9 protein-coding genes are annotated in these 13,780 nt (G+C 46.3%); 3 read left to right on the top strand and 6 right to left on the bottom strand.

Annotation, left to right across the window (positions count from 1 at the left end; translation table 11 throughout):
- Nucleotides 1-229: 229 nt before the first annotated feature.
- From ACHKAR_RS19315 to ACHKAR_RS19300, 4 genes are all read right to left on the bottom strand, one after another.
- Complete coding sequence (locus ACHKAR_RS19315) at nucleotides 230-814, bottom strand: hypothetical protein (RefSeq protein WP_395419027.1); 585 nt, start codon at nucleotides 812-814, stop codon at nucleotides 230-232.
- 128 nt (nucleotides 815-942) lie between these two features.
- Entirely contained in the window at nucleotides 943-1,395 is a 453-nt protein-coding gene (locus ACHKAR_RS19310; RefSeq protein ID WP_395419026.1) for a DUF1801 domain-containing protein, read from the bottom strand.
- Entirely contained in the window at nucleotides 1,379-2,674 is a 1,296-nt protein-coding gene (locus ACHKAR_RS19305) for a PorY family sensor histidine kinase (protein ID WP_395419025.1), read from the bottom strand. The genes ACHKAR_RS19310 and ACHKAR_RS19305 overlap by 17 nt, the downstream gene beginning before the upstream one ends.
- The gene (locus ACHKAR_RS19300; protein WP_395419024.1) at nucleotides 2,671-3,348 is read right to left on the bottom strand and encodes a response regulator transcription factor; all 678 of its coding nucleotides are present in this window, start codon (nucleotides 3,346-3,348) and stop codon (nucleotides 2,671-2,673) included. The genes ACHKAR_RS19305 and ACHKAR_RS19300 overlap by 4 nt, the downstream gene beginning before the upstream one ends.
- Before the next feature lie 295 nt (nucleotides 3,349-3,643).
- Here ACHKAR_RS19300 and ACHKAR_RS19295 point away from each other — a divergent pair, with 295 nt between their 5' ends.
- From ACHKAR_RS19295 to ACHKAR_RS19285, 3 genes are all read left to right on the top strand, one after another.
- Entirely contained in the window at nucleotides 3,644-5,551 is a 1,908-nt protein-coding gene (locus ACHKAR_RS19295) for a tetratricopeptide repeat-containing sensor histidine kinase (protein WP_395419023.1), read from the top strand.
- Between the two features lie 3 nt (nucleotides 5,552-5,554).
- The gene (locus ACHKAR_RS19290) at nucleotides 5,555-6,286 is read left to right on the top strand and encodes a LytR/AlgR family response regulator transcription factor (protein ID WP_395419022.1); all 732 of its coding nucleotides are present in this window, start codon (nucleotides 5,555-5,557) and stop codon (nucleotides 6,284-6,286) included.
- A gap of 142 nt (nucleotides 6,287-6,428) precedes the next feature.
- A complete protein-coding gene (locus tag ACHKAR_RS19285) occupies nucleotides 6,429-12,557 on the top strand; it encodes a cadherin domain-containing protein (protein WP_395419021.1) in 6,129 nt (2,042 codons plus the stop codon).
- A 118-nt stretch (nucleotides 12,558-12,675) separates the two neighbouring features.
- On the opposite strand, the gene ACHKAR_RS19280 is transcribed toward ACHKAR_RS19285, so the two are convergent.
- Nucleotides 12,676-13,110 (bottom strand): SiaC family regulatory phosphoprotein, encoded by a 435-nt coding sequence (locus ACHKAR_RS19280; RefSeq protein ID WP_395419020.1) that lies wholly within the window; start codon nucleotides 13,108-13,110, stop codon nucleotides 12,676-12,678.
- Nucleotides 13,111-13,145: 35 nt separating this feature from the next.
- Nucleotides 13,146-13,598, bottom strand: coding sequence for a hypothetical protein (locus tag ACHKAR_RS19275; protein WP_159581433.1), 453 nt, complete (start codon nucleotides 13,596-13,598; stop codon nucleotides 13,146-13,148).
- Nucleotides 13,599-13,780: the final 182 nt, after the last annotated feature.

The raw sequence follows: 13,780 nt of genomic DNA, 5'->3' as shown, positions 1-13,780 counted from the left end.
GATCCCAAACTCAATGAGCAGGGCTCCTGACCGGCCATAACAAATCTGCTAATGGTAAATGCTCACCGCTGGTTGTGAATAATGCATTTGTTTAGCTTAGGCTAAGCTAGTCGCCGAATCTGGAGACAATCTGTAGAAAATATACAGTCAGCGACTAGGCTATGTTTACAGGTAGTTACAGCCCCGCTCTGCGGGACCGCAACTAACCTGAAGAGCGGATTTTGAACACTTATGAAACAACCTTTTGAGTAGCGGCAATACAATTTCTGAGCTGCTCTTTGCTGATATTGGAGATACTCAGCTTTTCAAACTCATATTCCAATTCTTTCTGATGACTGAGCGATGAGGTCTTAGAAAAAATGAGCGCATCGTGAAGGTAATGCTTGGCTTCTCGCACAGATTTCTTCACACCATATGCCTGATGCTGTGCCTCAAAGCCTATGGCATCTTCCAGTTCTACCTGGGCCAGCTCCACCAGTATCCTGGCAAACTTCCTGTGGTACATGTCCACGTCTATGGTGCGAAACTCTGCTTCATTTTGCAAGGCTCTCAGCTCCATCACGGCCCTGGCTACAGTCTCATTGCTGTTGTCTGCATACTGGTGTATGTGCACCGAAATGAGTTCAATCAGCTTATTGAAATCATCCTGGGCTCTTAGGGTTTCGCTAGATGCTACTTCATTACACAAATCTCTCATCAGGCGGGCTTCTTTGGTTTGTTCGTAATGGCCCGGAGGGTTCCAAAAGAGGAGTATGACGGCCGGGGCCAGTATGATTCCTAGTGAGATCAGGATGAATTTGTTCTTTATTTCCATAATCTAAGTGACGTTAAATTCTAAGTGAACTTACAAGTAGATTCTGGATGAATTCTGTAAAAATGACTATCGCCAGTGAAAAAAAAATGGTTTTTATTCTGAAGAATGCTCAGAACAATACGGAGCTTTTACCTCAGGCGGGTTTCATAGCACTGTATCCATTCTTCTGCTGTCACCTTGCTCACAAGCTGGCCGATCAGCTCAAAGGGGATATCATTGACTTTCTTGAAACGGATGCAGCTTTTCCCTATGTCCAGTCGGGTTTTGCAATGGAGCGGATAGGCTGTCGTAAACCACTCCATGAGATCAGGGTCTGCGTAGATGCCCATGTGGTAGAGGGCGATGAAATTCTTCTGGGACGCAATATTAATAAAGGGGAGGGGCAGTTTGGGGTCGCAATGATAGCCCGCCGGGTAGCGCTCATGTGGTACCACATACCCGATCATTCCGTAGCTCATCCTCTCTTCAAACCCTTCAGGGAGATGGTCCAAAATGGTCTGTCGGAGTTTTTGGAAAGCTTCCTGCCTTTCATCTGGCAGCTGACTGATGTACTCCCCGGGGTTGTTAGCGTTGATCTTCATGATTTTGATGTTTTTGGGAATTGAAGCTGGTTATTATTCGGTGCCAACCATCCTCGTACGTATAGAGGATGGTCATGTCGTAAAGATCGGCAATTCTCTTGATGATGGACAGCCCCAGTCCGGTAGATTCATGCCCGTCGCCAGACCTTTTGAACCGATCAAAAAGGGATGATGTGGGGATACCCGGGTCTCTGCCTGTATTTTCAATGACCAGCTGATTTTGAGTCAGGATAATCCTGATGGTACCATTTTGAATGTTGTGTTTGATGGAGTTGCTCAGGAGGTTGGTGACCATCATGTACATGAGATCATTGCTAAAGTTGAGTATCGGGTTGGCTTCAAATCGGACGTCCACTTTCAGGCCTTTGAGGTCAACCAGCTCATCAAAACCGGACAGCCGACTCATGATGAAAGCTTTCAGTTCGATCGGCTCTGACTCTACAAACTGGTTGTTGTCGATCTTTGTAAGGGTGGATAGCCCTTCCTTGAGTCGGGAGAGCCTCCCGGCTGCTTCGTAGATTTTACTTACCTCATTCAGCTGGGCCTCAGACAGAGGTTCCTGCAAGAGCATCTCAGCCTTGTTTTTGATAATGGCCAGAGGCGTTTGGATTTCGTGAGAGGTGTTTTCGGTATATTCTTTCAGGGTTTTGTAGTCATAGATACTCTTAGAGATCATTTTGTCCAGCACCTGTCTCAGGTCATTAAACTCTTCCACATGAGAAGGCTCTATGGCCAGCTGCTCAGGATGGGTGATCTGAAATTTGTGAAGTTGATCGATGATCTGGTGAAAAGGATGCCAAAGCTTTTTGAAAATGAATCGGTTGAGAAGCCCCAAAGACACCATCAGCATGAGTGCGATGCCCAGCATGATTTCGCTCACACCTTCCATGAGGTCCTGATTGGGAAGGAGTGATTTGGAAATGGTAATAACATAAAACCTGGATTTGATCTCACTGGAGAAGGTCAGTAGTCTGAAGGGCAACTCTTTCTTTTCATAGGGATCATACATCACCGTATCGATCAGTGTAGGTGGAATGTTGGGATTTTCGGCCACTTCATTGATCTCAATAAGGTCTCCTATATTCAGGTAATAGGTTTTTTCCAGGTTCTCATAGTTGCGGAGCTCATACAGGAGCTGATCTTGCTCAGCAAACAGTTTTTCATTGAACTCCTGGTTGATGATTGATTTCAGAATCAGGTAGGCCGCCAGGCTACCTGCCACAAAAACGATAATCAGTGTGGCCAGGTAATACCGGTTGGCTATGACGAGGAGTCTCAATGGTTAGTGAATTTATAGCCAATACCATAGACGGTTTCGATGTAATCATTTCCTCCATGTTCCTGTATTTTCTTCCTGAGGTTTTTCAGGTGAGAATAGATAAAATCGTAGGAGTCAGCCATGTCCATGTCGTCTCCCCATAGGTGCTCGGCAATGGATTCTTTGGTAATCACCCGATTTTGATTGGAGATAAAGAATACCAACAGGTCAAATTCCTTTTTGGTAAGGCTTACGAATTGTTCGTGGATACTCACAGAGCGGTCGTAGGGCTTTACGGTGATCTCTTTGAACACGATTTCGTTTTGGGCATCGAAGTTCCTTCTTCTGATGACAGCCTTCACACGAGCATTGAGTTCGGACAGATCAAAAGGTTTGGTGATGTAGTCGTCTGCGCCTATGTCCAGGCCCTTGATGCGGTCTTCTATGGAATTCCGGGCAGAGATGATGATGATCCCGGAGAGGGACTTGAGTTTTTTGAGTCCTTCGATGACATCCAGACCGTTGCCATCCGGAAGGGTGATGTCTACAATCACACAGTCGTAGGAATAAGCCCAGGTTTTTTCACTGGCTTTGGAGAAGTTTTCTGCCCATTCGCAGTGGTAGCCTTCCTTGCTGAGGTAAGTGATGATGGATTCTCCAAGGGAGCGTTCATCTTCAACTAAAAGTATATTCATGTGCTAGAGTTCGGACTAAAGTTAATGATCTCATGTGGAGAGCGCCAATTTCGGTGTTTTCAAATCACATTCTAAATGTATAAACAATAGGAATGAATTGGTATTGGCCAGATGCAAAGTTGGATCGAAGGGAGATAAAAATGAATAGGGGTAGGGCGGTATAAGGGAATTTCGTGCGACGTACTTCCCAGATAAATGGGCAGAGTTGGTAAGAAAATGCTTATGTTTCACTTATTGTTGCACAGGAGGTGCAGATTCCTGTAATTCACGTTTTCTACAGTACTAATCCGCAGTTTTGAGATTTTATCTTACATGTATTTGCCTACTCATTGGCAGCCTGGCCCTCACCTCACAGGAGCTCAGCGACGAGGTGAAGTCTGTTTACAACTTCAACAGTACAGACCGCTTTATACATGTGTGGGATAGCCTGGAGCAATCAGGTCACGGTGTCTTTCAAAATCCGGTAGGAGAGTGGCTGGCGCCAGCCGAATACTTCTACGAGCAGGCTAAACTCAATCAGGATACACTGACACTTCAAAAGCTAGATTATCCATTGGCCATAGTCTATCATACCCTGGCTTTATACGAAAAGTGTATCCCGCTTCTGGTGAAATTGCTGGAGCAAAGGGAGTTGCTATCTGAAAAACGTTATCAATATGCAATACTCAAGCTGGAGGAGGCCTACAGACGAACCGGAAATCTGAAGGAGGCCATCCCCTTGAGAAAGCAAAGAATAGAAGCCGGATTTGACCATAGTTTTTGGGAAATCTACGCGGAAGCAGACCTGTTTACGGAAGCCATTAAGGATTTTAAGCATTCTGTAGAATTCCCAGCTCAGGGGTGGAACAGAATGGTGTATTTCATGGACCTGGCCTCCCTTTATAAAGAAAATGGCGACTATGACAGTGCCATCTACTATTACGATAAAGCCTATGAAGATGGACAGTACATCATGGCACGAGTGGAGTACGATGGCAAATCGCCGTACACAGAATCCAATAAACATTACTGGACAGCCTACTCCAGAGGCATGATTGGCCAGGTGTTGGTGGCGCAAGGTAACTATGAGCCTGCCATACCACTTCTGATCAAGGACATAGAAGTGAGCAAAACCATTCATGAAGTGGATAACACTCTCAACAAGCGTCTGGATTTGGCCGAATGTTTCATTCACCTGGGGGATTTGCCTCGGGCCGCCAGCTATATTGATACCGTCAAAAACCTGCTGGGAAACAGAGGCTGGCTGACTACCAAATTGAGACTTTTGGAAGTGGAGGCTGAGTATTTTTATGAGACCGAGCAGTACGGAAATGCCGCCAAATACCTCAAGGAATTCAATAAACTCAACGATTCACTGAATGAACTCAGCAATAGGAACAACCTCATTGCCATGACCACCCTTCTGGATTCAGATCAGCAAAGGGCGATACTGGCAGAACAGAAACTGGAAATTGAGAAATCCAATTCGATTAAAAAAGTCCAAAATAATCAACTCAACCTATTGATCTCCGGAATAGTGATCCTGGTTCTGGTCATTGTGGTTTTGTTTCTCAACTATAAGCAAAAGCTAAATAGCAAATTGGAAGCCGAGCGCAAGTTGGAGCAGAAAGAAATTTTCCTGAGAGAATTGCACCATCGGATCAAAAACAACCTTCAGATCACTTCTGGTTTATTGCAACTCCAGGCAGATAAGTCCAAGGATGATTTTGTGAATTCTGCTCTCCGGGAAAGTAAGGGCAGAATAAGGTCCATGGCACTGATTCATAATTTACTGATTGGTGACAATAGTATTTCTTCAGTTTCTTTGAAGAAGTACATTGAGGAATTAGTTGAGCTTGTCGAAGCAGGACTTGGCCAGCCGAAGGATACCCGAGTGACCACTTCCATAGAGGACCTTGAGGTGAGTGGGGAGCTGGCGGTTCCCCTGGGATTAATTATCAATGAGATATTGACAAATAGCTATAAATATGCCTTTGATTCCTCGCCGGGTGAGATTTCCATTCGGTTTTATAAGGGTGAACATGGGGGTGAAACTTTAGAGATTCGTGACAATGGAAAAGGGTTTCCGGAACATTTTTCAATTGAAAAATCCAATTCACTAGGCATGCAACTAATCACAATGCTCTGTGGTCAGATCAGGGCCAAACTGAATATCTTTTCTGATCATGGAGCTGTCTATGTGATTCAACTTAATGAAGGTTAAAGAATGAGTGAGAAAATCAACATATACATAGTGGAGGATGAGGCCATCACCGTGGCCACCATCAAGAGTTATTTGCATCAGGTGGGATATGAGGTATGTGGAGTGGCCGATGAGGCTACTGCCGCCTGGAAGGATATTCAGTCCATGGAAGTGGACCTGGCCATTTTAGACATCAACCTGATCGGCGAGAAGGACGGCATTTGGTTGGCTCAGAAAATCCACGAACTGGGGACCATTCCCTTTGTTTTCCTTACGGCCTATGGCGACCGAAAAACCGTAGAGAGTGCACTCACTTTTAAACCTGACGGCTATCTGATCAAACCCTTTGAGGAGATGGAACTGTACACAGCCATTAAAATTGCCCTGGAGGCATTTGCCAATAGATTTACCTCACCGCCGCCTGCCGAGACGGACAATATGATGGTCAATGAAAGTCTTTTTATCAAGGACGAGCATATTTTGGTCAAATTGACCGTTGATGAGATTCAGTTTGTGAAGTCAGACGGTAATTACCTGGAGTTACACCTGTCAGGGAAAAGGCACCTGATCCGAAGCAAGCTTGTGGATTTTGCTCAGAGGCTGCCCGCAAATTTTATTCAGGTGCATCAGCGCTACCTGGTCAATTTATCGAAAGTAGAAGTGATCGGCAATGGCTATCTGACAGTTGTAGGGAAAGAAATCCCGATTTCAAAAACATTCAAAGACAACCTCTTTCGTAGCATTAAGACCATTTAAGGGCATTTATTTGAGTTGGTCGGCACTCGCTGACCATACTTCACAGCATTGGTGCCATACTTCACTTTTTTTCAGCGATCATGTCTTTTGAACATTAACTATGGTGATTGATAACCTTAGTTCATATTCAAAATTCACCGACATGAGAAAACTTTTCGCCTTAGTATTATTCTTTTTACTGACCCACTGGTCGTGGGCTCAGACAACTTACACAGTGACCAATACCAACGATGATGGTGCCGGGTCTCTTCGCGAGGCAATGACCCTTGCCGAAGGCTCATCCGGGGCAGATATCATTGACATGACAGGGATTACTGGGACAATTACTTTGGCCAGTGCACTTCCTGATATCACACAAGACCTGACGATTAATGGATCAGGATCATCTGATCTGGCCATAGACGGAGCAGGTACTTATCGCATTTTTTTTATTGTGAATGAAACTGCTCCAACGGTTGTGATCAACGATCTGACCCTTCAAAATGGATTAGCCAAAGGCCAGGACAAAAATTATGCTGGAGCCGGGGCTGGCATGGGAGGAGCTATCTATGCAGATAATGCCACCCTAAGTTTAGAGAATGTCATCTTTGATGGCAATACGGCCCAAGGTGGAAATGGTGGTGTGGCAGGAGGAACCCATAGTGGTGGTGCAGGACCGTTTGATACTGGCGGGGCTCCAGGTTCTTCAGGACCCAATGGAAACCCTGGAGGCACTGGAGGATTTGGTTCTGGTGGTGGTGTTGGTGGTGCGGCCACTGTCTATGGTGGTGGAGCCAATGGCAGAGGCGGAACAGGTGGATATGGTGCCGGAGCAGGAGCTCCGGGGGTCGCGAACTTTCAAGCACCAGGTACATCACCAGGAGGCACAGGCGGGATGTTCGGTGGAAGCACAAATTCATTCAACGGAAGCTCAAGCTCTAGTGCAAGATCCGGTGGTGGAGGCGGAGGGCTCGGGGGAGCACTGTTCGTCAGAGCTGGATCTGCGGAATTTACAAATGTGACGTTCTCCAATAACCAAGCTTCAAAAGGTCTGGGTGGAGCCTATTCCGGTGATGGCCAGGGCAAGGGCGGAGCGCTCTTCCTAATGGATGGCGTGACGGCAGAGGGAGTAGGAGTTTCTTTTAGTAACAACACTGCTTCAAATGCTGGAGAGACTGATTCCGATAACAATAACAACTACGGCACACTGAGTATTATTACCAATATTGTGATTGAATCCAATCCGGAAGATGATGAAATATCGGAAGGTGAAGATGTCATCTTTTCGGTGGCCGTGACTGGAAGCGGCGCCACCTATCAGTGGCAGGTAAATGACGGCAGTACATGGAGCGATCTGGAAGACGATGATCAAATAAGCGGGTCAGATACTGAGGAGTTAAGCCTTACTTGCCTCGACATTAACTGGGACCAGTACCAATTTCGATGCGTAGTGGAGGGAACACTGAATACGGAGACTTCCGAGGTAGCTACCCTTACAGTGAATCCTACAGCTGCACTTGAGGTCACCATTACCGGACAGGATTTCATCTTATGCGGAGCACAGGAGATTACGTTTACTGCGGTTGCTGAAAATGTGGAAACTACCCCGGAATACCAATGGGTGGTCAATGGTGAGGAAGTTCCCGATGAAACCGGTGAAGACTTTTCGTATGAAGTTTCTGCTGGAGACGAAATAAGTGTCATTTTGAGCGAGTCAGGAACTTGTTATACAAGAGCTGCTGCGACCTCTGAGATCATCACGATAGTAGAAAGCGACACCATAGCGGTCACTACCGATGCTTCTTCAGGGCAAGGCAGTTTCGCATGGGCAGTTGCATTGGCTAACACCGCAGCTTGCGATCAAACGATTACAGTAGACCTGACTGGCTTGCCGGACAATTCCACCATCAACATCAGTGGGATATTGATAACTGCCAGCCGATTGAAGATCGTGGGGCCAGGACGGGATTTACTTAGATTTGAAGACACGACTCCTTCAAGTTATTCCTTAAGTTCTCAAGGCATGGAATATCTTGAAATGTCAGGATTTGAACTCTACCATGATCAGGGAAATACCAGTGACGGGTTGAGGCTTGAGTCAAGTATGACCATTCTTTCAGAGATAGCAGTGTCAGGTTATACACAGAACGGGATAAGCACCGTATCCATGGACAATGATTTCGATCAATTATTCTTATCTGATAACAGCAAGGGCATTTTATTCTATAGTTCTCAGTTAGGCGCCCAGACTTCCTCGGAAGTACCTGCAAGTGTTTCGCTGACAAACTCTGAGTTTGATAACAATGAAACCTCTGTATTCATTAATGATTTTCAGTCCTTCACAACCTCAACCATTGAGAATGTAGTGATTAAAAACAACCAGGATCAATACGACGGAGGATTGCAAATCAATCTTTACAACTCATCAGGAAGCTTCACTACCACGCATTACATCACCAATGTGTCTTTTATCAATGCGTATGCCAGTGGAGTTAACCTAAAAGCATCGGACGGGAATGATCAAATCATCGCTCATTTTACTAATTGTACCTTCTCTGGAAATGGTATTCGATCGTATGACGACAACCTGGATAGTGAAACCACCTATATCTCAGCACTGGCCAATAAGAATTCTGAAGTGATTCTTACCAATTGTACTTTCGCGCAAAATGCCATTGCCATTAGCTATGATGAAGTTTCGGGAGGAAGTGCCCTGGCAACTATCAAGAACTCCATTTTTGTGGGGAACACGATTAGCAACGTTTATACATCGACTGGTGAGGCCACAGTCACAGAATCCAACAATATTGGCTATCCTACCTTTTCAGGAGTAGCCTCTGATGTGATCAATACGACCCTGACCGATCCAAGCGGGACCGGACTTTTGGTGCATGAATTGGTTGTTTGCACGTCTTCAGCCCTCGATGCGGGAGATGACTCAGTGGCCCCTGAGACGGATCAGCTGGGAAATACCAGATCGGGTATTTCAGATCTTGGAGCGGTCGAATCACAGGGGTTTATCAACACACAACCACAAGACCTGAAAGACTTCCTGGGAAATGAAGCTTCTTTCTCAGTGGTGGCTAGTGCTGATACACCTACCTATCAATGGCAGGTCAGCTCTGGTGGTGAATATACCGACCTGGCCGATGATGCGACTTATTCAGGTACTCAGACCAGTGAGCTTACCATTGCAGAGCTATCAGATGACCTGGATGGAAACAGCTATCGCGTGGTGATTAATGGGCTCTGCGAAAATATTTCGAGCGGCGCGCTGTTGGATGTTATTCACTATCCAACGTCCGAGGATGGTTCGATTATCACGCAGGAAGATGCTACTTACTCCTTTCAGGAGTCAGATATTGCATTTGCTGATAGTGATGAAGACCTCTTTGCAGGGATACAAATCATCTCGGATGTCTCTTTGGGATATCTGCTATATGACGGTGATGCTGTGAGTACGGATGTTACCTATTCTGACCTTACGCTCCTGACTTTTACGCCAGAGGCCAATGCCAATGGGGAGGGTTATGCTACTTTCACTTTCAAAGTCGCTGATGATTCTGGAGAGGATGTGCTCAGCACACTCACCTATACCATGACCATCGATGTGTCGCCGGTAGGTGATGCTCCCACGGATATATCACTTTCCAAAAGTGACATAGATGAAGACGCAGCAGTGGGTTCGGCCATCGGTACGCTGACTACCACCGATGTGGATGCAGATGATACCTTTAGCTACGAAGTGCTGACTTCCATTGAGATCGGAGGACAAACCATTTTCCCGATTGTGGCTAATGGTGATCAGTTGGTCACTACCGTGCCATTGGATTTTGAGCAGGTTCCTCAGTATTTGATCGAGGTGGAAGTTACCGACGGTTACGATTTGACTTTTACGAAATCATTTTTGCTTTCGACCAATGATGTGAACGAAGCACCCACTAACCTGGCACTGAGTGTCAGCACAGTTGATGAAAACACGACAGTGGGGGACAAGGTAGGAGACTTTAGCTCCGATGACCAGGATACTGGCGCTGCTGAGGCCACTTTTAGTTTGAAAGATGGTGCTACGGATAATGCTGCTTTCACCATTACAGACAATGCCCTGTATGTGGCTGAGGTATTTGATTTTGAGACCAGGTCTAGTTATGAAGTGACCGTACTGGCCAATGATGGCAACGGAGGAGAAACAGAAGGAGTATTTACCATCACAGTAAACGACCTCAATGAGGCACCAACTGCCATTACACTTTCTGTGGCAGCCATCGATGAAAATGAAGCTTCGGGCACGTTGATCGGGGTACTCAGTGCAGCTGATGCAGATGCAGGTGATTCCCATACTTTTTCACTGGCCTCAGGGGTGGATGATAATGATTCATTTACCGTGTCAGGAAGTGATCTTTCTGCTGCCGAGTCATTTGATTTTGAAACAAAGGATACTTACACCATTACTGTCACAGCCACAGATGCGGGCGGGCTGACTTATGATGAATCCCTGATGATTTCTATCTCAGATGTGTTTGAGAAATTGGATCAGGTCATCACCTTTGACGTTTTACCAGCCAAGGCCTTCGGGGATGCTGATTTTACACTCACAGGTTCATCCAGCAGTGGTTTGGCTCTGACTTATGCATCATCGGATCCAGCAATCGCCAAAGTGAGTGGCACCACAGTGAGTATTCTCAAGGTGGGATCAGTGACCATTACCGCCTCTCAGGCTGGGGATGATACTTATAATCCTGCTACAGACGTCTCTCAGACCTTGACCATCGGCAAAGCCAGTCAGAGCATCACTTTTGGAGCTTTGGAGGATAAAGCTTTTGGAGATGCCGACTTTGACCTCACGGCCACCGCCAGCAGCGGATTGTCGGTAAGCTACGCATCGTCAGATGAGTCCATTGCTACCATTGCAGGGGCTACAGTGACCATTCATGCTGCGGGCACTGTGGAGATCACAGCCAGTCATGGGGGAGACGACAATTATGCAGCGGCCGGTTCGGTTACTCAGACTTTGACTATCGGCAAAGCCAGTCAGAGCATCACCTTTAGCACTTTGGAGGATAAGACTTTTGGAGATGCTGCCTTCGACCTTACGGCCACTGCCAGTAGCGGATTGTCGGTAACCTACGTATCCTCAGATGAGTCCATTGCCACCATTGCAGGGGCTACAGTGACCATTCATGCTGCTGGCACTGTGGAGATCACAGCTAGCCAGGCAGGAGATGACAATTACACAGCAGCGGGTTCAGTTGCGCAGAGTTTGACCATCGGCAAAGCCAGTCAGAGCATTACTTTTGGAGCTTTGGAGGATAAGACTTTTGGAGATGCTGCCTTTGACCTTACGGCCACTGCGAGTAGTGGTTTGTCGGTAAGCTATGTATCGTCAGATGAGTCCATTGCCACCATTGCAGGAGCTACAGTGACGATTCATGCTACTGGCACCGTGGAGATCACGGCCAGCCAGACAGGGGATGACAATTACGCAGCAGCGGGTTCGGTTGCCCAGAGTTTGACCATCGGCAAAGCCAGTCAGAGCATCACTTTTGGAGCATTGGAGGATAAGACCTTTGGAGATGCTGCCTTTGACCTTACGGCCACTGCCAGTAGTGGATTGTCGATTAGTTACGTATCGTCAGATCCGGCTGTTGCCAGTGTGAGCGGAAGTACCATTACCATTCATGCCGCCGGTTCAGCGACCATCTCAGCTACACAGTCTGGAGACGGCAACTTTTTAGCAGCCACAGATGTGCAGCAGGTCCTCACGGTTAACAAGGCCAGCCAGTCTATTGCTTTTGAGGATGTGGATGATATTCCAGTAGGCAGCGCACCTGTAGCACTCAGGGCCACTGCATCATCCGGTCTGGAAGTTACCTATACGGTCACCGGACCTGTTACCCTCTCGGGTAATTCAATTACAGCGACAGGTGCCGGTTTAGTCACTGTGACGGCCAATCAGGATGGGAATGAAAACTATCTGGCGGCGACTCCAGTGGTGGTTTCCTTCGAGGTATTAGCAGGTCAGTCTGTGGTGCTCAGTGTACTTCAGGAGGAGTTGACGATTTATCCTAACCCATTTACTGATCGGTTTACCCTGGATGTAACCAGTCCTTATCAAGGGGAAGTACACCTGAGTTTGTCTGATCTGAGTGGAAGAGTGGTGTTTTCCGCCAGGTATGAGAAATCTGCCGGGCGATTGGTGATGGAAGAAAATGTGGTGCTGGCTCCGGGTATTTACACGATGATCCTCACGGTGGGCAATGAGCGGGTGCTCAGAAGGGTGATCAAAGAATAGAAATATAAGTACTAAGGCGGATAGACTTTCAGGTCTATCAAGGCAGCTCCAAGGGAGCTGCCTTTTCAAGAATTCACCGCTGATTGGAGCTCACTTCTTTAGAAGTGGGCTCTTTTTTTTAGTTCATGGAAGGAGAAATGGTGAGGCTGGCGAGGTTTATCCGAAAGTCAAAGTCGCACAATCCCTGAAGGTCCATCCCCATTTCATAGATTTCTGTGTTGTATTTCTCAGTAATCCAGTTGATGGTAATGTGCTTACCCTGAGCTACAGCCGCATTGAGAGTCTTGATGGTTTGGAAGAGAAACCGTGTGGTAAACGCATTGAAGATTTTATATTCAAAGTTGATGGTGATGCCTTCGTTTGCAGCCAGGTGATCCTGGATTTCTTCCAGTATCACGCTGTAGCAGATTCTCAGTTCTGGTTTGAGTGACCACCCTTTGATGATCAGCAGACTTTGTTTCTCCAGGAAGTTGATGCTGAGTGGTCCGTCAACTTTAAGGTTTCTGTTTTCTGATTCCTGGAGCAGCGGATAGTGTAGTGAGTATGCGTTCATGGTTCTTTGTTTAGCTGTGTGAGTAGTAAAGGTTCTTATTGAAATTTGCTGATTTTAATGCTGATAGAGGCCTGTAGTGTAGGCTGGAACATTCTGGTCCCCAGGCCAAGCCCTAATTTGACCGCCGGAATAGGGTTGACATATCCCTGCAGTGTAGGTGTGATGGCAAAATTTTGTCCGTTGGTAACACCTGTTCGGATGTTCAGGTCAAAGCCTATGAAATCATAATGCTTCAAGGGCAGGTTAAGGTACATGCCAGTGAATTTCTTTTCGTAAAATCTATAAGGCAATTCCTGGTTGTCAATGAATTTGGCAGGCTCTTGGTGAAATCCACCTATTTCCACATTGCAGGGGAAAATATATCCGATGGCAGTACCTAGTTTGATGCCCACCTGAGTTTGTTCAATGTAGGATTTGGCTGTGATTCCCTGAGCATAGATTCCCTGGGCCAAAAAAATCGTAAAAGCGAGTGTAAATAGTTTTTTCATGTGAGTACGTTTTGAGTTCTTTATGATGATGTAAAGTTGAACTTATCGTGCCTCTCATGTTAGAGTGTCCCACGTAATGTGATATTTCGGTTATTCACACAACGGGATGCGTGTTTCGCGCAGTACGATTTACCTATAGTGGTATGAGGTAGGCGAAATGCATGATTTTTGGAAGGTAATAG

Origin of the sequence: Marinoscillum luteum (genome assembly GCF_044005705.1) — a bacterium.
GTDB lineage: Bacteria > Bacteroidota > Bacteroidia > Cytophagales > Cyclobacteriaceae > Marinoscillum > Marinoscillum luteum.
This window is presented reverse-complemented; position numbering and strand designations above follow the sequence as displayed.